The sequence below is a fragment of the Phycicoccus flavus genome (assembly GCF_004025965.2).
Taxonomy (GTDB): Bacteria; Actinomycetota; Actinomycetes; order Actinomycetales; family Dermatophilaceae; genus Phycicoccus; species Phycicoccus flavus.
The window spans coordinates 1-17,052 of sequence record NZ_SAYU02000083.1 but is presented as its reverse complement, the minus strand read 5'-3'; the positions used below and the strand labels follow the sequence as shown (position 1 = coordinate 17,052).

Below are 17,052 nucleotides of genomic sequence, written 5' to 3'. Positions count from 1 at the left end.
CTGCTCACCGTGCTCGCGGTGCACCACCGGACCGCTCCGGCGGCCATCAACGTCGAGGACCTCGACAGCAAGGTCGACCTCGACGTCATCCGCGGGGAGCACCGGACCCTGCCCGACGGGGACATCGCCGCGCTCAACAACTCCTTCGGGTTCGGCGGCCACAACGTCGCCCTCGTCGTCAAGAGCGTCTGACCCGGCGGGCCTCCTCCGGCTACCGTTCCTCCGTGGACGAGGGGGTGGCGGCGCCGCGACGGGCGCCGGTCGAGACGCGGTACACCGCGTCCCGGGAGGTCGCGCGGCGTGAGGCCGACGCCCTCGCGACGTGGCTGCTCCACCGACCGGGCCGCGGACGGAGGCTGGCGCGCCGGGTCGGCGGGCTCACGGCGGGTCTCCTGCTCGTCGCCGCGGGGATGGTCCTCGTCGTCGACGTGGCCCCCGTCCCCACCGCCGGCTTCTTCGGCGGGTGCGCGGTGCTCCTGGCGGCCTTCGAGGTCCTCGGCGCCCCGGCCCTGACCCGCCGCCGCTGCCGCCGCTTCGTCTCCTCCCGGGTCATGCCGGGCAGCGAGTCCCGGGCCGCCTTCACCCCGGCGACGCTCGAGCTGCGCACCCCCGGCGTCGACCGTCGCATCGACCTCGCGAACGTGGTGCACGCCGCCCGCGTCGGGCCGGACCTGGTCCTGGAGACCCCCGGGCCGTCGGTGCTCGTCGTCGTCGGCGAGCTGCTGACGCCCGAGGCGGACGGCGTCCTCGAGGCCGCTCTCGGCGACCGGTTGCGACGCCTGCGGTGAGCACCTCGCCGCCGGAGCGCCGCGTCGTCAGTCAGGAGCAGGTGGACCGCGAGGTCGCCCTGCGGGGTCAGCCGACCTTGTGCAGCCAGCGGACGGGTGCACCGTCACCGGCGTAGCGGAAGGGCTCGAGCTCGGTGTCCCACTCGAGCCCGAGGACCTCCTCGAGCATCTCCTGCATCGCCTCGGAGCTGCCTTGGGCGAGCAGGACGACCTCGCGCAGCCGGTCCTCGTTGACGACGGCGTCCCCGTTGGCGGAGGTCCAGGTGTGGTGGATGCCGAGGCGCGGGGTGTGCGACCAGCGGGAGCCGTCGCAGCCGGGGCTGGGCTCCTCGGTGACCTCGTAGCGCAGGTGCTCCCAGCCACGCAGGGCGGAGGCGATGCGAGCACCGGTGCCGGCCTCGCCGGCCCAGCTGAGCTCGGTGCGGACCAGGCCCGGGGCCGCGGGCTGCTCGGTCCAGTGCACGCTGACGCGGGCCCCGAGGACACCCTCGACGGCCCAGACCACGTGCGGGCACAGCGCCTTCGGCGTGGAGTGGACGTAGAGCACTCCCCGCGTGGCGGCGCGCGGCATCGCGACAGACATCTCGGTCTCCTTCACGTGCGGTGGACGTCTTCCCCAACGCCGTCGCAGGTGGTGAGCCGATGAGCTGTCGATCTCGTGTGCGGGCACGCGGACGTGCCGTTGTGCGTCACATTGTGCACCACCAGGCGCACCCGCACCACTGATCCCGGCGATCACGCGGCTTCGGATCGTCGCTCCCCCGACCGCGCCGCACCCTCGCCGGTCCCGGGTCGCCACCGCCGCCCCGATAGGCTCACCGGGCCCGCGACGCCGTGCCGCCGCGGACGGGGCGTTAGCTCAGTCGGTCAGAGCAGCGGACTCATAATCCGTCGGTCGTCGGTTCAAGCCCGACACGCCCCACACGACGTTTACCCATTTCAGACCCCTAGTCGCTTCGTCCCTCATGCCGACGCCGACCCCTCCACGAGCCCGATGTGGCACGTTTGTGGCACAAGAGCGTCCAGTGCATCCGCGACTCCGTCGAGGTCGTCCCCGAACAATCCTGCGTAGATGTCCAGGGTCATCGCCGCCGAGGCGTGGCCCAACATCCGCTGCACCGCCTTGACGTTCGCCCCACTCGCGATTGCCAGCGACGCCGCCGTATGCCGCAGGTCGTGGGGAGTCACACCAGTCAGGCCGGCGGACGCGCATGCGGGGTCGAACACCCGGCGCCGCCAGTTCCCGATCCGCAGCACTCCCCCGTTGGGCGCCGGAAACAGGGGATCCTCGGGGTCCTTGCCCGCGCATTGCGCTCTCAGCAGCTCGACGAGCGAACGAGGCAACGGCACCGAACGGGCCTCGTGCGTCTTCGGTGTCGACCACTCCGACCGCCCGCCGACCTCGGTCACGCTCTGCGCCACCCACAGCCGGCGACGCGCAAAGTCGACCCGCTTCACCTTGAGCGCAGCGAGCTCTCCGAACCGGAGGCCGGTGAAAGCCAGGACGAGGATGGTCAAGCGGTTCGGACCCGCGCCATCGGCCAGGCGCCCCACCTCGGCCGCCGTGAGGAACCTCGGCTCGCTGCGCACCTGGCGGGGCAGCCGCACCCCGGCCGCCGGATTTCGAGCGATCCGCCCGTCGTGGACCGCCGCATCCAGGATCAACGAGAACACCCGATGGATGTGGCGCACCGACCCCGGCCGCAATCCCGACGCCGACAGCTCGGCCAGCCAGGTCGCGACGTCCGAGTGCGCCACCGAGCCGAGCGGCCAGGCTCCCCAGGTCGGCACGATGTGTCGGCGGACGATCGACCTGTACCGCTCCCGTGTCGACGGCTTCAGGTGGCCCAGGCCCGACGCCCAGGACTCGGCGAAGGTGGCGACGCGCAGCTTCGAGGCCGCAGGGTCGACGTACTGACCGCGGTGCATCTCGGCCAGCATCTGGTCGAGCCACCGCTGGGCGTCGATCTTCCGCCGGAACGATTTCTTGTGCTGGCGCCCGGTCGGATCGCGCCAGCGGGCCAGCCAGCGGCCGTTCCGCAGATCCCGCCCAACGCTGGCCACGTCAGCCGCCCTGCGTCGTCACCCAGACGCGCACCCGATCCGGGTCGAACCTCAGGTGCTTGCCCCGCCGCATCGCCGGAGGCCCCTCCCCCTTGTGCCGCCACTGGTAGAGGGTCGCCACCGGCACCCCGAGGAACGCCGACAGGTCGTCGATCGTCCACAACCGCTCGCACGTCGGTGGCGCCGGATCCTCGTGCGCCACGACAGGTATTGCTCTCATCGCTCCAACTCCGTTCAGTCGTCTCGGTTTCCGTCCGGCATCCGCACCATTTGCTCCGCCCGCCATTGGTCGTACTCCCTGGCGCGGGCCGCGGCGGCGATGGCGAGGGCTTCCTCGGCGGGGTCGCGCCAGCCGGTGCCGAGGTAGGTCCAGGACCCGACGACCACGGTGGTCTGGTCGTCCTCGTCGGCCAGGAGCCGGCGCTCGAGGTCCCGGGTGTCGATGGGTTGGCCGGTGCGGCGTGACTCGGCGGCGAGGGTCTGCCAGCGGGTGCGCGCTCGTCGGAGAGCGCCGAGGGTGATGGAGTAGCGGCGGGACTTGGTGCCGAAGTGGCCGCGGAAGGCGAGCATGTGCACCCAACGGGTCATCCGCTGGTAGTCGTGGTCCTCGGGGTGGTGGCGGGCGGCGCGGCCGGCCAGGTCGGCGCAGGATGCGCGGAGGGCGGCGATGTGGTGGCGGTGTTGTCCTTCGGCGTGCAGGCCGGAGACGTCCTTTGTGGCGTACTTCGCGAGGTAGCCGGCGACCTGTCCCGGGGTGAGGGCGGCGTCGGGGTCATCGACTCGGCGGCCGGCGGTGACGACGCGGACGTCGAGCTGCGCGCCCCAGGCCAGGACCCGTGGGGTGTCGTCGGCGTCGACCGGTTCGGCCAGCACCGTCACGGTCGGCGCGACATCCCGGACGAGCGCGGCCAGCGCGGGGCCGTCGAGGGCGGCGGGGGCGGGGGCGCCGATCCCGGCGGCGGCGGGTCCGTCGAGCCGAATCAGGGCGTGGAAGTGGACCAGTCCGCGGTCCTGGTACTCGGCGACCTTGGCGTACTGGATCGAGGCGTGTTTCCCGAGGGTGGACTCGGTGATGCCGAGGTGGGCGGCGACGGCGCGGCGGAGGGCGATGGTGGTGCGTCGCCACAGCTCGGGTGCGTGCCACTGCCAGATGACCGCCGAGGCGGTGTCGTAGCACTCCGCACAGAGCGGCGCGCCGGAGCGGGAGTCGCCGGGTTCGTGCACCTGCGTGCACCAGTGGGGCCGGCCGTGGGGGCAGTGGGTCCGGTCGTCCCGACGGCGGGGCCGGCATGCCGTGCCGCCACGATGGCCGTGGACGAGGCCGAAGGAGGGGGCGGTGAAGGTCGCGAACAGCAGCGGGTTGTCCGCCACCGTGGCGGGGACGGTCTTGCCGCCGGCGACGCCGGACCGGATGAGGGCGAAGGTGTCCCGGGCGTAGGTGCGCGAGCACGCGGGGCAGGCGTGCGCGCGGCGGTTGCCGCAGGGCCGGTACAGCACCCCGAGCGGGGCGTCGGTCGAGGAGAACGTCGAGAGGACCTCCCCGGTCGCGGTGTCGACGGTGGTGGAGGTCCCGGCGAGCCGGACCGGTCGGGCGCAGTTGTGCACGGCGGCCAGGGTGTCGGCGAAGGCGTCCATCGATCCGTCCGCGAACCGTGCCCGCAACCCGGCGCCGGCGGTGCCGTCGAGGGTGGGGAGGTCGAGTCCGGCGTCCTGCCCGTAGCCGGCGAACCGGTCGAGGCTGGGCGCGGACGTTGGCATGACGACGCTCGGGTCAGGCGGCGCGGCCGGGGTTGAGAGCGCCGTCGACGACGGACCCGAGGGTGGCGCCGTCGTACAGGTCGTCATCAAGGCGTCGGCGCTGGTCGGGGTCGAGGCCGCCCCAGATGCCGTACTCCTCCCCGTACAGCAGCGCCGCGGCCAGGCACCGGCGGCGGATCGGGCAGCCGGCACAGACCAGCCGGGCCCGCTGCGCGGCGGGGGTGCGGACGTCCTCGAACCAGCCCCCGTCCGGGTCGGCGGCGCACAGGCCGCGCTCTCGCCAGCGGATGCCGTCCAGCTCGTCGAGGACAGCGTCACTGGCGCGGACGTAGGGCAGCGGGACCCCGAACGGGTGCAGGGCGACCCGGTCCGGCAGGTGTCCGGCGGTCATCGCTCGGCGCTCGTCTCAGCTGACCCGGTCGTGGCGGTGGCGGTGGCACGGGTGCGGGGTGCTCGTGGGGAGCGGGGCCGGCGGGGGCGGGGTGCCCGTTCGGGAGGGGCGGCCGGGACGGCGTGCAGCCGTGGCCCGTGCTGGGCCGACGACCGGTCCGAACCGTCCTCGTCGGCCGGAACTGTTGGTGTGGGGTCGACGTGGACGCGGCAGGGGTAGCGGGCGGCGAGGTCCCGGATGACGGGGTCGGGCCAGTAGTCGGCGCGGACCCGGTCGCTGGCGCCTTCGTCGTCGACCACCCAGGCGGTGCCGGGGGCGGTCGGGGAGATCCGGTGGGCGGGGGCGGTGCGGGCGGCGCCGTCGCCGAGGACCATCGCGGTCTCCTGGTCCGACAGCAGCCGCAGCGCGACGCGTTGGGTGAACAGGTTCCGCATCGTCACGACGTCCTTGCGGGGGTCCTGCACGAACGCCGCCACCACCACCCCGAGAGCGCGCCCCTTGGTCAGCAGCCGGGCCAGGAGCCGGGTGGCTTCCATCCGGGTCTCCCGGTCCGAGTACGCCACGAGGTCGGCCAGCTCGTCGACGACGAGGACGTGGAGCGGGTCGCCGGGGGTGGGGGTGTGGGCGCGGACCTGTCCGGCCATCGCGCGGCCGCGGGTCTCGGCGACGTCGAGCAGCGCCGTGAGGACGGCGATGGCGTCGGGTCCGGTGTCGGCGACGGTGGCGAACAGGGCGCGGCCCATCCGCAGCTCGACGCCGTGCTTGAGGTCGATCCCCCACAACCGGACCGTGTCCGAGGGCACCAGGGGGGCGAGGCCGGCGACCAGGCCCCACAGCACCGACCCCTTTCCGGCGCCGGAGCAGCCGGCGACCAGGGTGTGTCGGCCGGCGACGGTCAGGGTCCAGGTGCCGCCGACGTCGCGGCGTCCGAGCCGCACCAGACGGCCGGGCTGGTCGGTGGTCGGCGCGTCGGGGATGGTGCCGTCGCGCGGGTCGCGGAGGGCGTCGTGCATGACGAGCTCGACCAGCAGGGTCGAGGTCGACCCGCGGTGCGCGGAGCAGCGGAAGGACAGAGCGTCCATCGTCGCCGCCAGACCCGGCACGCCGGCTTCGAGCTGGTCCAGGGTCTGACCCGGCCGGGCCCGCACCACCAGCGTCACCGTCGACCCGGACGCCCGGACCGACCGCAACCGAGGCACCAACGGCTCCGTGCGCCGCCGCGGCTCCTTCGTGCTCTGGTCTCGGACCATCCGGGTCCAACCGCACGCGTCCGCCAGACCGGCCCAGTTCCGGCGCACGAATCGCCGCCACCGTCGACGTCGCGAGGGCCCGGCGACGATGCGCTCGTAGCCGGCGGGGAACCACCACGCCCATGCAGCCAGGACCAGCACCAGGACGGCGCCGACCCCGATCCAGGCCCACAGCGGCTCGGCCCGGGTCCAGGAGGTGAGTACCGAGACCGCGAGCCAGGCGGCGACGAGCCGGCGGTGTCCCGCCAGCCAGACCCACAGCCACCGGGCCAGCCACCCGCATCCGCTGAGGACCGTCGACAGCGGCCGGGGCCCGGTGCGGACGGTCGTGGTCATCGGGGTTCGCCGCGCTCGTGGGCCTCACACGCGGCCAGGGCCCGGTCCACGCAGGAGGCGGCGACGTCCAGCCAGCCGGCCACGCTGGCCATCGCCTCGGCGAACCCGGGCACGTCCTCACCCGAGTGCCCCAACCGCAGGATGTGCTCGGCCGCGTCCTCGGTCCGCGCATACACCCCCAGCAGCTCCTCCGCCAGCGCCTCGTCCGTACCGACCCCGAACGAGCGGACCAGCGCGTCGAGGTCGACCGCGGTCACGACGCCGCCTTCAACCCGGCACTCGGGGCGACCATCCCCTCCGCCCGGAACGACCACGCCAGCCGCGGCCGCGGACCCGAGTCATCGATCCACGCCAACGCCGTCAACCCGACGAACTCCACCGGCGTCCACGGCATCCCAGACTTGTTCTCCGGCGGCACCGGCTGCTGCTTCGCCGCGAACTTCACCGACACCGCCGTCTCCTTCCGCGAGGCCTCCTCGTCCGCGTCCAGCACCGTTGCCTGCCACAACAGCAGACCCGTGTCCTTGTCCACCTGCTGCGGACGCGACCCGTCCTCCCGAGGGGACGCGTTGAAGTCCGACACCGGCTCCACGACACCCTTCAAGAACGCGCCCGCCGGGAACACGTCACCGTGCGCCACCTTCATCCGCCGTTGCATCGCCATCGCGCTAGTCCCTTCATAGAACTGGCTCAAGCCAGTAACACTATTGAAGTGGCTTGAGCCACTGGTGTCAACAAGTGGCTTGCGCCAGTTCGCTAGGCTGTCATCATGGGAGTGACATCACGACACGTTCACGAGCCGGCTAGCCGGAGACTGGCGAACGAGCTGCGGGGACAGATCGTCGGCGGCGACCTGTCTCCGGGTGATCGCTTGCCCTCAGAGCGCACCTTGGCCGAGACGCACGGCATCGCTCGCAACACAGCACGTGAAGCCGTCCGCCTGCTGACAGACGAAGGCTTGGTCACAGCCGAGCACGGTCGCGGGGCGTTCGTCCGCGCCCAGCCCCGCTTGCTGCGCTTCGGACAGCACCGCTACTCCCGCAAAGTGCGCGAGGAGACGGGGCTTTCGCCCTTCCATGCCGAGGTCATCGCTCAGGGGCTCACGCCAAACGCCGTCCTAGACCGCATCGGCCGCGTCCAACCCCCCACGCACGTCGCCGAGCGACTGGATGTCTCCCCTCGCACCAAGAGCGTCGTCGAGCGCGTCAACTGGTACTTCGTGGACGGTGAGCCCGTCCAGATCGGTACCACCTACATCCCGTGGAAAATCGCCGAGGGGACCGAACTCGCAACGGGAGACAACCTCGGGTCCGGTGACCTCTACGCGCGGTTCGAAGACCAGGGCTACGCCATCACCTACACGCGTGAAGAGGTCACCGCGCGCATGCCCACCCGAGACGAGGCGCGCGACCTACGCATGCCCGGCGGCGTGCCGCTCCTCGTTGTCACCCACACCGGCCTGGACGCTCAACGCCGACCGTTCGAGTTGACGGAGTTCAAGATGAGAGCCGACCACTCGGGCCTCGACTACACGATGAAGGTGGACAACTGATGGCGGCAACGATCCGGCCCCGCATAGACGACGACTTGCCCGCTCTGGCCAAGGTGCTCGTCGAGGTCCATGCGGCCGACGGCTACCCCGTCGAGGGGGTCGACGACCCGCTCGCGTGGCTCGACCTGCCCAACGCGCTCGGTGCATGGACTGCCGAACTTGACTGGCAACCGGTCGGCCACGTGGCCATGAGCGAACCCGGCCCCGACGACCAGGCCCCCCGGCTGCTCCCCGAGGCACACAACTCGCGAGATGCAGCCGTGCTGGGCCGGCTATTTGTTTCGCCTGTCAGTCGGTGTCGAGGGATTGCAGAGGCGCTGATCCGCACCGTGATGAGGGCCTCGGCAGACGCCGACCGGCGACTGGTACTGGATGTCATGGTCAAGGATGCCGCTGCGATCCACCTGTACGAGCGCCTCGGGTGGGTTCGACTTGGCAACTTCAAGCATTCCGATGACCGAGGGTCCTCAGTCCCAGCGATTGCGATGGCTGCCCCAACCGCCGTAGCTTCGTAGCAGTCCCCCCGTCGATACGCGCCCGAATGGACTCGACCGTGGCCATGCGATCGTGGCCGAGTTGATGACACACGGCGTGTCGCCGCAAGGGTCGACGCTTAGGCCACTACATTGCTTGCCGCGCTACTCACATGCGTAAAGCCCCACATCCGTGGGGACGGGTGGGGCTGAACGCTTGCTTGGCTGGCGAGCCGGAACTCTACCGCGCAGCAGGGGCGGTCACAACGTCCGCCTCTGCGTGTGTCGCGTACCGCGACGGTAGAGAGGAACGGTCATGACGACTGTCACGCAGTACTACGGAATCACGCAGAACGTACCCTTTCTAGACGTTAACGTTCACCAAGACAATCGAATGTACGTCGACCCTTTTGCTGTGCGCATGGGGATCGGCCCCAAGCGCTTCGCCACTTCGGCCAACCATGCGACTGAGACGTTCTTCAATATGGTTACCCGCTGCGCTGTCTCCCGCTCGCGCGCGGACCATGCAACCGGGTTGGACCTCCTCCAACATTTTGAGGAGCCGCGGGAAACTCGTCTGGGTATGGCGGCCGCGGGCTTCGACGGCCACGGCGGCGCCGCAGGCGTGGGCGCCGACATTTGGGACGTCCTCACAACGGACGCTCACGCGCTCGTCAGGATTGGCATCCTCAAGCAGATTGAAGACATGCCCCTCTTCGTCCCGGGTGTAGGAAACGACATTACGTCCGACCTCACCACAAGGGTGATCTATCGCCCGTTGGCCGACTTCACGAAGGCGATGGTCGGTAAGTACCCCGCTCTGGCGGGTGGCACCGGACTCGCCACAGTCTCGCGCCAGACATGGGACCCTTCATCCCTCACTTGGAAGGATGTTGACGTCGAGCTCCCCACCGTCGATGGTCAGCCCCTCCTGCTCGTGCCTAAAGGCTGGGCAAGGCACGAACTGACGCTCAGCGCGACCCGCTTCTACGACACGTCACTCCTTACTCACGTTCAGATGCAGCGCGCAACGCGGACGAAGGACGGCCGCCTTCTCACAACACCCAAGGACCGACTTCGTAAGGAGGACGGCCTGAAGCGCAGTTATGCGACTATCGTTCGCCAGGTCGAGGCCGCCTATCGAAAGGACAGGTCTGACGTAGTCGAAGAATTCAAGGAATTCGCCAAGAGCCGCTACGCACCCACTACTGATGACATGATCGAGCGCCGCACCACCTGACTGTTTAAAACCCCGCCAAAGCCTTTCCCCCTAGACCACCACGGCGGATTGCGCCGAGGCATGAGAACGACGCTCGGTTAAGAAGGCGCGTCAAGCTTGCGAAGCCGCACTGAAAACGTCGTCTCGTAGCGAGCGGCATACTTTTCGTCGGGTGCATCGTCTTGCTCTACCCGTAGGCCCAAGCCTAACGCGTCGGAAATACTCTTTGAAGTCGCCAAACCCACCCCGAGACCATCCGACGCAGTGGCCCTAGCAGCTACCGCTCGGAATCCCGGAAGGAAGATCTTCTCAACTTCGGACCGCTCAATCTTTGGACCCAGCGACACAAACCGCAGGACAACTTCATCCTCGTAATCCTCAAAGCGCACTACGGCTTTCGATCCCGCCGGGGCGTACTTCACCAAGTTGTCCAGCAAACCCTGAAACACCGCGCCAATGGCGTTCGCGTTGTACCAGGCGCTGGCGAAGCATTCCCCAACAAGTTGAATTGTTAGATTCTTTTGATCCGCCTGCCATGCGTAGATTCTCAAGTACTTTAGCAGGTAAGGGTGAATCCGAACGCGGCTCTCAGATCCAAATGCGCGATTGACCTCGTTAAGAAATATCAGCGCGTCCATTTTTACGAGCATTAGCTCGGTTGCAAAGAAGATCGCGCCTTCGGCTGGTGAGCGTTCAGCGGCATCCTCTGGACTGATCCCCGGATGCTTCTCAAGCAATAGCGATTCGCTGTATCCACGCACGAGTTTGACGAGTTGCAAAAAGTCATGACTCTGGGTGAGCGTCTCCGCGAAGTCCTGTCGCAGCCGCTCAGCCAGAGCAGCGAACATATCGGGATCGTCTTGCAACCTTGCAAGAAGCTCATCCCGCGACCGCTTCCAATCTGCCACCACACCCGGGCCCAGCCCTCGTGCGCGATCGACCGCGTTTTGTAGGTCTGCCATCTTGACGCGCATGGCTGGCGACTGACGGGCACGCCGCCGCGCGCGTCGGGTGAGCGCGGGAGCATTCGTCGCGACGACCCCAACGACCAGTCGTTCCTCATCGATTCGTACGTAATTTACGCCGTAGCGGCATTCGTGAAGAGTTGTCTCCTCGCCACGGGACTTCTCAATACACTCGTGCGATGGGCAACTAGCACAGACGTCAGGGGTTGCAATCAGCGACCCCGAGATAAAGTTGTGGGTGGGCTGTTCTCGTAGGGTAGGAAAAGGAAAGAGCCCCCAAACATCTTTCATGACGCAAACATTTGCAGGGCGGCCGTTCCGATGCTAACTATTGTGAGGACCCGATCGACTTGCTCAGGATCGGGTAACTTCGCGGTCAGATACCGCCGCAACGTCGCCGGCGATCCTCCCCGCAGTACTCGAAGCGCTTTTGGCACCGCCCGTGGAACCAACGCAGCATCAGGCCCTAGGACGCGATTCATGACTTCGATGAAGTATCCTGGCGTTGCTCTCCGTAAGAGGAACTTATCCACGAGATCTTTATAGGTAACGTATGATGAATCCTTATCAATGACCGCGTCGGCCAGTTCAAGATATGCGTTTGCTGAAAGCCGCTGAGTCTGCGCAGAATACGCGACTACTATCTGAGCGGGGTTAGAACGCTTCACATGCTCGAGAATCCCGAGCCCTTGGAGATCTGGACTTTCATTCAATCCGACGCCCTGAAGATCCAGCAAAATCAGATCGAAATGCCCATCAGTAAGTTGCGTTAGGTTCTTTATCTCGGGCCAGCGCTCGAAGTAGTAGCCATCTCTCTTGAAAAGCCTCGAGTGCGGAAACGCGTGATCGTCTATAACGAGAAGTCTCGCCCGCCCCCGAAGCACCTCGATATCAGGTTCCGTCTGCGCCCCCCTGGTGAACAGCATAGCCTCAAGACTAGTGCCTACATCGAACGTGCGGCATGGACTTGTGAGCGTGACGGAAGATGGGGTGGCGGCTACGAGAGGTTTGGCGGGCGGCCTCCGAGGGGTGCCAATCCAGCCTCGCGCACGCACGCGGCGTGGGATACCCACGACCCGCGCGCTATCCCCTCTGATTGCGCGTTCCATTGGCCCCGTCCCTGCAGGCACGGTCCGTGCCAGCGCTCGCCGGTGGCCTCAAGCCTCGCGTCGGACAGGGGCGCGCGTGAAGCCTGCTGGTGAGGACTTTCTCTACTGGCTCAAGGCGCGCCTCCGGCGCGCAGAAGCGCGGGGCCCCGCGACAGGGACCCCGCGCTCCGGGCGCTTCGCGCCCTCCGCGCACCCCGTCGCACCCCGCGCTAGAACTGACAGACCGTCGCTGACGTAGTCGTAAGCCCCGTCACCTGCTCATCCAGAGGCGAGGACACGATCCCGTCCGTCTGAGCCGTCACCGACGCGACCACTTGCCCGATCGCCTTCGACTGAGCCGGGCATCGCCCCGTCAAACTCAAGACCTGGACGCCGTCCAGGAACTGCGCGCGATCGAACGTCGATAGCGCGTCGATCCCCTGGCCTCTCGGCCCTCTTGATCCCGCCGGCCCCGCCGGACCCGGATCCCCGTTTGCCCCCGCGGGCCCAGTCGCACCTGCCGGTCCAGGCGGTCCGACCGCCCCTGCCACTACGCCCGCCTGGACACCTACAAAGGACGCACCAACCCCCGCCACCGCTCCGGCCACCGCCGCCACAACCACCGTTCGCGTTCCACCCCAGTCCATGGCACGACCATGCCGCACTGCCATCGAGCGCGCCTCGGAAACGCGACACCGCGTCCTCTGGGTTTCTTGCGAGCCGCCGACCCTGCGCTCCACTCTCCGCCCGCCTCCGGGCCGCATCAAGGGCGCTACGCGTCGCTGCGCGATGACCTGCGGTCACCCTTGACGCGACCACTGCGGCCGGCTCCCCTGCTCCGCTACGGATCGGTGGCACGTTCGTGGCACACCAGGTCGAAATCACGGTCATGCACCAGCACACCAACGGCAGCCAACCACGCACGAATTGGCGCACGACAGACCCCGTCAAGACAGCCCGAGCCGCCTCATAATCCGTCGGTCGTCGGTTCAAGCCCGACACGCCCCACCCGTGGACCGCCGCGGCTGACAGCGGCCGGCCGGCGAGCCCGTCCTGCCGGCACCGCCCCCCTCGGCCGGCACGCGGACCAGGGCCGTGGACGCGGACGGACTATGACCTGTTCCTGAACGAATACGAGAGCGAATGCTTGGTCAATAGTGCTACCTCGACTCGGCCGCCGGCCTGGAACACATGCTGAACATGGCGGACGTCAGCACGCTGCTGTCCGAGGTGTGCACGATGACCGGCGAGGTGGTAACGCCCACGTCAAACTGCGGCCGGAGCAACGACCGCTCACTCATGCTCCGGAGAGGGCGGTCTACGCGGCGCAAATGACTCAGGTCTCGGAGAGGTCTGCCGGCGTCACGTATGTGACGCCCGGCAGACCGGAGGCCCTGTACCTGCGGAGGGACCGCATGACGTCGTTGATCCAGCTGGCGAGCGAGCTTCGCCGGTGCGCAATACCGGTAGCTCTCGATCACGAGCTCGGCGACCTCGTCCCAGTCAGTGCCGTCGTCGAGCACCACGCCGACGACGGTGGGCGACCATGGCGGCTTGTAGAACGGCGGCCCCATGTGGGTCAGGGCGTATAGCTCCTCGCCGGCCGACCGGAAGGTCAGCACGGTGGTCGCTCGAGTCACCCCGGTCAGGTCGCGGTAAGACGACAGGTAGCCCTCCTGCGACACGGCAACGTGGGCGAAGGTCTTGGTCCGGACCCGCCACCTCACCCCCGTCCAGGCGTCCTCCTCGTAGGCATCGGGGAGCGCCAAGGCCGTGTCCGCGATTCGGGCGACCACGGCACCGGAGGGCTCGATGCGCGATCGCTTGGACACGCTCCAAGTCTGTCAGCGCACCCTGACACCTCCATTGCACTGCTAGCGGTGGTGGAGTGCGTCCCGGGAGCTTTTCGACCGGGCCCCCTCGTGGACGACAACACCGTGGGCGTCTTGCGGCGAAGAGGGACACTTCCCGCGCTGTGGTGCGCGCGGAGATCTGCTCGACGCCCACACGGACGCTGGTGTTAGCTGTCGGGATAGGCCTGGAAGGAGCCGTCGCGGATCGCCTCGACGAAGGATTCGACATTGGCTACGAGCGTCTCCACATCGTGCCATCCACTGCTGACCATGTCAGTGAGCCCCACGGCGGGGTTCTCCTGGCGCAGATCAACGCAGTACAGATTTCGGCTGCCGTCCCCTCCTAGAAGGTAAATGCCTGGGTGGAGATCAGCGGACTCCTCCCAGGCTTCGAGCCTCTCGAGAGCCTGGCGCGGGTCGAAGCATTGGAGGAAGTCCCCCGACTCCAGCCATCCGTGACGCAGCCAGCGCCGGTCCTGGAGATACGCCCTCCAAGGCGGCGGGATCCTGGCCTTCAACGAGTCCTCGACCTCGGCGAGGTCATCGTCATCGACAGGCTCGCCCCATACGGCGGGCTCGATCCGCTCATCGACCACGCGCACATCTTCGCCTACGGCGCCTGCACACCAACGCCTCGCGAGCGGTCGATTTGCGGCGATATGCCTCAGGGTCACCTTTTCGGCACCGGCATGGGTAGCATTGCCTTCCTACTCCGGTAGGATTGCTTCGTGAAGCTCAGCATCAGCCTCCCCGACGAGGACGTCGCAGCACTGGACCGGTACGCCGAGGCCGTCGGCATCTCGACCCGCTCCGCGGCCGTGCAACGCGCCATCCGGCTCCTTGCCAAGCCCGAGCTCGACGACGCCTACGCCGCCGCGTGGGAGGAGTGGGAAGCCTCGGGCGACGCCGCCGCGTGGGAGGAGACCACCTCCGACGGTGTCGCCGATGCTGCGCGGTGAGATCCGTCTGGTCGATCTCGACCCGGCCCGCGCCGCGGAGGCAAACAAGCGTCGCCCCGCAGTGCTCGTCACCAACGACCGGGCCAACGCCACCGCCACCCGGCTGGGCCGCGGCGTGGTCACTGTCGTCCCGGTCACCAGCAACCTCACCCGCGTCTACCCCTTCCAGGTCGCCCTCCCCGCCGAGGACACCGGACTTCGAGTGGACTCCAAGGCCCAAGCGGAGCAGGTGCGGTCGGTTACGGTCGAACGCATCGGCCCACCCCTGGGGCACGTCCCGACGCATCTGATGGCGCAACTCGACGACGCGCTACGCCTGCATCTTCAACTCTGATCAGTCGCACCAGCCCCCCGGAACCGAAGCTCGGCTCGCGGCGGAGAGACGCGGATCGCACCCCGCCTGGTCGGTGCTGCGAGGCGCCGCCGCGGCCTTCGCCCGTCACCGAGGCAAACCCAATCGCGCGCAGACTGTCGTACATCCCCCGGCCCCGCGATAGGGACGGCAGTAGCATCGGCCGATGTCAACGACTTCCAGCGAGCTGCACGGCACCAGCCGCATCACAATCCACTCGGGTCGACTCGAGGAGTTCAAAAGGCTGGCGGCTCGATGCGTAGACATCGTCCGCCATCAGGACACCGGAACCATCGAGTACAACCTGTTCCTGAACGAAGAAGGAACAGAGTGCTTCGTGCATGAGCGCTACCGCGACTCCGCCGCCGGTCTAGAGCACATGCAGAACATCGCGGAGGTCAGCAGCCTGTTGTCCGAGGTGTGCACCATGACCGGCGAGGTGTGTGGCGAGCCCAGCCCGGGCTTGCGCCAGGCTCTCGAAGCAGCGGGCGTGACCGTCTACTCCCCTCTAGCCTCTTCGCGGGTGACGGACGGGTAAGGCTGGCGGGAGAAGAGCCTGGTCCCTCGCAGCCTTCGCGGCGGTGTGACTCGCCTTCGTCCGACCGCAGTCCTTCGCTACCTGGGGCGTGCCAGAGTGGCGCTCATGGTGACCAGCAGGTCGGAGCGGCGTTCGGCTCGGAGAGGAAGAGCGGTATCCGAGTTCGGACCCACCGCCGACGCGGTGCTCGACATCCTCGCGCTCGTCGAGTTCGCCTGGCACGACTGCTTTGGCGAGGTCTCACCCCCTAATTAAAGTCATCGACGACATTTTCGTAGTGGCGGGGGGAAACACGACACGGTTCGGGAGTGCCGCACGACTGGCCGTCGAGGACTTCAGGGATCTGCGCCTCGGAGCTGACGAGATGCGGAGCTGATCCACGAGTGCGGTCGACAGGCGGCGCTATGACGCAAGCAGCGCGCGTTAGCTCGCTCGTCATGGCGGCTTGGTGCACCTGTTGGCAGCGCCAGGCAACAACTTCGTCGTGTGCACGCGCGTCTCCATCGCGGGCATTCGGGCGATTGTCGAAGGCGCGGATGTCCGGGAGCTGAGGGAGGATCGGTGCATGCCTTTGCAGAGATTCAACAGCGGCCGCCCGGTCGACAACCCGAGCAGCAGTCCCTTCATGAGTCAGATGCGTGCAGCCTTTGGCACCGAGATGGTGCGCGTCATCCGCAATTCTGGCACTGAGGATGAAGAGTCCTTTGAGACTGAGGCACACATCCAAGGCGAAACCGGCTCCTTCGACGTCAATACGCCCGTGTTTCGAGGGTGACTACGTGCAGCTGCCCGACCCTCGCCGCGGAGACGATGGCGTCGAGCTGCGGTACGTGGCGAAGGCCACCGTTCTTCGTGCCGGGCCCGAGATGATGCACCGAGTCAAGGTCGAGTGGGGCGCGACACCACCACCGCCCCGCGTGGCCCCGGTACGTCGGCTCAGTGTCGAGAACCTCCATTCGGCCGTCCAGGACGCAGCAGGTGAGCTCTTCGCGGATGGCTACTACCAGCCCGCCGTCGCAGTGGCCTTCAAGTCCTTGGAGGTTCGCGTACGCGAAATGACCGAGGTGCCGAAGTCCGGCGCGTCGTTGATGGGTGATGCCTTCGCATTTCAGAAAGATTGTCCGCTCATCGACGTAGCCGTCCACGACGGCCAGAGCGGTAGAGACGAGCGAGAAGGGTTCCACGCAATCTTCCGCGGCGTCATGCTCGGCATCAGGAACCCTCGCGCCCATGAACTCTTCTCCTCTGAGGATCCGCAGCAAGCCTTGGAGTACCTCGGGCTCGCGAGCCTGCTACATCGCCGTCTCGACGCCGCCGAAGCAAAACGCCAAGGGTCGTAAGGCGGCGATATGGGGCAGTCCCACAGACTTGTCGGTCGCGCTTGCTCAAGACACGCTGGCAAGTTAACTTGGACAGGTGTTGGGTGAGCCGATCATCGCGCCGTCGGCGTTCAAGCACGGCGTCGA

The 17,052-nt window shown here is 67.9% G+C and carries 21 protein-coding genes, 1 tRNA gene and 1 pseudogene; 11 read left to right on the top strand and 12 right to left on the bottom strand.

Annotation, left to right across the window (positions count from 1 at the left end):
• Positions 1 to 192: pseudogene (locus EPD83_RS17955) on the top strand (beta-ketoacyl-ACP synthase); the annotation flags it as partial.
• A 32-nt stretch (positions 193 to 224) separates the two neighbouring features.
• Entirely contained in the window at positions 225 to 788 is a 564-nt protein-coding gene (locus EPD83_RS17950; RefSeq protein ID WP_165566903.1) for a hypothetical protein, read from the top strand.
• A 67-nt stretch (positions 789 to 855) separates the two neighbouring features.
• Here EPD83_RS17950 and EPD83_RS17945 read toward each other — a convergent pair whose 3' ends face one another.
• The gene (locus tag EPD83_RS17945; protein ID WP_165566904.1) at positions 856 to 1,371 is read right to left on the bottom strand and encodes a DUF3145 domain-containing protein; all 516 of its coding nucleotides are present in this window, start codon (positions 1,369 to 1,371) and stop codon (positions 856 to 858) included.
• A gap of 265 nt (positions 1,372 to 1,636) precedes the next feature.
• Here EPD83_RS17945 and EPD83_RS17940 point away from each other — a divergent pair.
• A tRNA-Ile gene (locus EPD83_RS17940) sits at positions 1,637 to 1,710 on the top strand.
• Positions 1,711 to 1,751: 41 nt separating this feature from the next.
• Here EPD83_RS17940 and EPD83_RS17935 read toward each other — a convergent pair.
• The 7 genes from EPD83_RS17935 to EPD83_RS17905 are packed head-to-tail and all read right to left on the bottom strand — an operon-like array spanning position 1,752 to position 7,281.
• Entirely contained in the window at positions 1,752 to 2,852 is a 1,101-nt protein-coding gene (locus EPD83_RS17935; protein WP_128365723.1) for a tyrosine-type recombinase/integrase, read from the bottom strand.
• 1 nt (position 2,853) lies between these two features.
• Entirely contained in the window at positions 2,854 to 3,054 is a 201-nt protein-coding gene (locus tag EPD83_RS17930; protein WP_235950700.1) for a helix-turn-helix domain-containing protein, read from the bottom strand.
• Positions 3,055 to 3,086: 32 nt separating this feature from the next.
• Positions 3,087 to 4,610, bottom strand: a complete 1,524-nt coding sequence (locus EPD83_RS17925) for a replication initiator (protein WP_128365721.1) — start codon at positions 4,608 to 4,610, stop codon at positions 3,087 to 3,089.
• Positions 4,611 to 4,623: 13 nt separating this feature from the next.
• Positions 4,624 to 5,001, bottom strand: a complete 378-nt coding sequence (locus EPD83_RS20900; protein ID WP_128365720.1) for a WhiB family transcriptional regulator — start codon at positions 4,999 to 5,001, stop codon at positions 4,624 to 4,626.
• Positions 4,998 to 6,587 carry an FtsK/SpoIIIE domain-containing protein gene (locus EPD83_RS17915; protein WP_205859593.1) on the bottom strand — a complete coding sequence of 530 codons (1,590 nt, stop codon included), beginning with the start codon at positions 6,585 to 6,587 and terminating at the stop codon, positions 4,998 to 5,000. The genes EPD83_RS20900 and EPD83_RS17915 overlap by 4 nt, the downstream gene beginning before the upstream one ends.
• A complete protein-coding gene (locus tag EPD83_RS17910; protein ID WP_128365719.1) occupies positions 6,584 to 6,844 on the bottom strand; it encodes a hypothetical protein in 261 nt (86 codons plus the stop codon). The genes EPD83_RS17915 and EPD83_RS17910 overlap by 4 nt, the downstream gene beginning before the upstream one ends.
• The gene (locus EPD83_RS17905; RefSeq protein WP_235950699.1) at positions 6,841 to 7,281 is read right to left on the bottom strand and encodes a plasmid replication, integration and excision activator; all 441 of its coding nucleotides are present in this window, start codon (positions 7,279 to 7,281) and stop codon (positions 6,841 to 6,843) included. The genes EPD83_RS17910 and EPD83_RS17905 overlap by 4 nt, the downstream gene beginning before the upstream one ends.
• Before the next feature lie 75 nt (positions 7,282 to 7,356).
• On the opposite strand from EPD83_RS17905, the gene EPD83_RS17900 reads away from it, so the two are divergent.
• From EPD83_RS17900 to EPD83_RS17890, 3 genes are all read left to right on the top strand, one after another.
• A complete protein-coding gene (locus EPD83_RS17900) occupies positions 7,357 to 8,139 on the top strand; it encodes a GntR family transcriptional regulator (RefSeq protein ID WP_128365718.1) in 783 nt (260 codons plus the stop codon).
• Positions 8,139 to 8,654, top strand: a complete 516-nt coding sequence (locus EPD83_RS17895) for a GNAT family N-acetyltransferase (protein ID WP_128365717.1) — start codon at positions 8,139 to 8,141, stop codon at positions 8,652 to 8,654. The genes EPD83_RS17900 and EPD83_RS17895 overlap by 1 nt, the downstream gene beginning before the upstream one ends.
• Before the next feature lie 274 nt (positions 8,655 to 8,928).
• A complete protein-coding gene (locus tag EPD83_RS17890) occupies positions 8,929 to 9,852 on the top strand; it encodes a hypothetical protein (protein ID WP_128365716.1) in 924 nt (307 codons plus the stop codon).
• 77 nt (positions 9,853 to 9,929) lie between these two features.
• Here the strand turns inward: EPD83_RS17890 and EPD83_RS17885 are convergent, their stop codons facing one another.
• From EPD83_RS17885 to EPD83_RS17870, 4 genes are all read right to left on the bottom strand, one after another.
• Entirely contained in the window at positions 9,930 to 10,805 is an 876-nt protein-coding gene (locus EPD83_RS17885; protein WP_164896158.1) for a sensor histidine kinase, read from the bottom strand.
• Between the two features lie 278 nt (positions 10,806 to 11,083).
• Entirely contained in the window at positions 11,084 to 11,722 is a 639-nt protein-coding gene (locus EPD83_RS17880) for a DNA-binding transcriptional response regulator (RefSeq protein WP_128365714.1), read from the bottom strand.
• 1,322 nt (positions 11,723 to 13,044) lie between these two features.
• On the bottom strand, positions 13,045 to 13,716 hold the full coding sequence (locus EPD83_RS17875) for an MmcQ/YjbR family DNA-binding protein (RefSeq protein WP_128365713.1): 672 nt from the start codon (positions 13,714 to 13,716) through the stop codon (positions 13,045 to 13,047).
• A 188-nt stretch (positions 13,717 to 13,904) separates the two neighbouring features.
• Positions 13,905 to 14,333 carry an SMI1/KNR4 family protein gene (locus tag EPD83_RS17870; protein ID WP_128365712.1) on the bottom strand — a complete coding sequence of 143 codons (429 nt, stop codon included), beginning with the start codon at positions 14,331 to 14,333 and terminating at the stop codon, positions 13,905 to 13,907.
• 132 nt (positions 14,334 to 14,465) lie between these two features.
• Here EPD83_RS17870 and EPD83_RS17865 point away from each other — a divergent pair, with 132 nt between their 5' ends.
• The 5 genes from EPD83_RS17865 (at position 14,466) to EPD83_RS17845 (ending at position 16,926) form a co-directional block, all read left to right on the top strand.
• Positions 14,466 to 14,696 (top strand): ribbon-helix-helix domain-containing protein, encoded by a 231-nt coding sequence (locus EPD83_RS17865; protein WP_128365711.1) that lies wholly within the window; start codon positions 14,466 to 14,468, stop codon positions 14,694 to 14,696.
• Positions 14,683 to 15,030 carry a type II toxin-antitoxin system PemK/MazF family toxin gene (locus EPD83_RS17860; protein WP_128365710.1) on the top strand — a complete coding sequence of 116 codons (348 nt, stop codon included), beginning with the start codon at positions 14,683 to 14,685 and terminating at the stop codon, positions 15,028 to 15,030. Before EPD83_RS17865 ends, EPD83_RS17860 begins: the two co-directional genes overlap by 14 nt.
• Before the next feature lie 184 nt (positions 15,031 to 15,214).
• A complete protein-coding gene (locus tag EPD83_RS17855; protein ID WP_128365709.1) occupies positions 15,215 to 15,586 on the top strand; it encodes an antibiotic biosynthesis monooxygenase family protein in 372 nt (123 codons plus the stop codon).
• 565 nt (positions 15,587 to 16,151) lie between these two features.
• Positions 16,152 to 16,361: a hypothetical protein gene (locus tag EPD83_RS17850; RefSeq protein ID WP_165566953.1), complete on the top strand. Its 210-nt coding sequence runs from the start codon at positions 16,152 to 16,154 to the stop codon at positions 16,359 to 16,361.
• 4 nt (positions 16,362 to 16,365) lie between these two features.
• Positions 16,366 to 16,926, top strand: a complete 561-nt coding sequence (locus EPD83_RS17845) for a TIGR02391 family protein (protein WP_164896155.1) — start codon at positions 16,366 to 16,368, stop codon at positions 16,924 to 16,926.
• Positions 16,927 to 17,052: the final 126 nt, after the last annotated feature.

Bases quoted from the DNA above. Each gene is read 5' to 3' on its own strand.
- EPD83_RS17945 (WP_165566904.1), bottom strand. From the start codon at position 1,371: ATGTCTGTCGCGATGCCGCGCGCCGCCACGCGGGGAGTGCTCTACGTC.
- EPD83_RS17925 (WP_128365721.1), bottom strand. From the start codon at position 4,610: ATGCCAACGTCCGCGCCCAGCCTCGACCGGTTCGCCGGCTACGGGCAG.
- EPD83_RS20900 (WP_128365720.1), bottom strand. From the start codon at position 5,001: ATGACCGCCGGACACCTGCCGGACCGGGTCGCCCTGCACCCGTTCGGG.
- EPD83_RS17915 (WP_205859593.1), bottom strand. From the start codon at position 6,587: ATGACCACGACCGTCCGCACCGGGCCCCGGCCGCTGTCGACGGTCCTC.
- EPD83_RS17900 (WP_128365718.1), top strand. From the start codon at position 7,357: ATGGGAGTGACATCACGACACGTTCACGAGCCGGCTAGCCGGAGACTG.
- EPD83_RS17895 (WP_128365717.1), top strand. From the start codon at position 8,139: ATGGCGGCAACGATCCGGCCCCGCATAGACGACGACTTGCCCGCTCTG.
- EPD83_RS17890 (WP_128365716.1), top strand. From the start codon at position 8,929: ATGACGACTGTCACGCAGTACTACGGAATCACGCAGAACGTACCCTTT.
- EPD83_RS17885 (WP_164896158.1), bottom strand. From the start codon at position 10,805: ATGCGCGTCAAGATGGCAGACCTACAAAACGCGGTCGATCGCGCACGA.
- EPD83_RS17880 (WP_128365714.1), bottom strand. From the start codon at position 11,722: ATGCTGTTCACCAGGGGGGCGCAGACGGAACCTGATATCGAGGTGCTT.
- EPD83_RS17860 (WP_128365710.1), top strand. From the start codon at position 14,683: ATGCTGCGCGGTGAGATCCGTCTGGTCGATCTCGACCCGGCCCGCGCC.
- EPD83_RS17855 (WP_128365709.1), top strand. From the start codon at position 15,215: ATGTCAACGACTTCCAGCGAGCTGCACGGCACCAGCCGCATCACAATC.
- EPD83_RS17850 (WP_165566953.1), top strand. From the start codon at position 16,152: ATGCCTTTGCAGAGATTCAACAGCGGCCGCCCGGTCGACAACCCGAGC.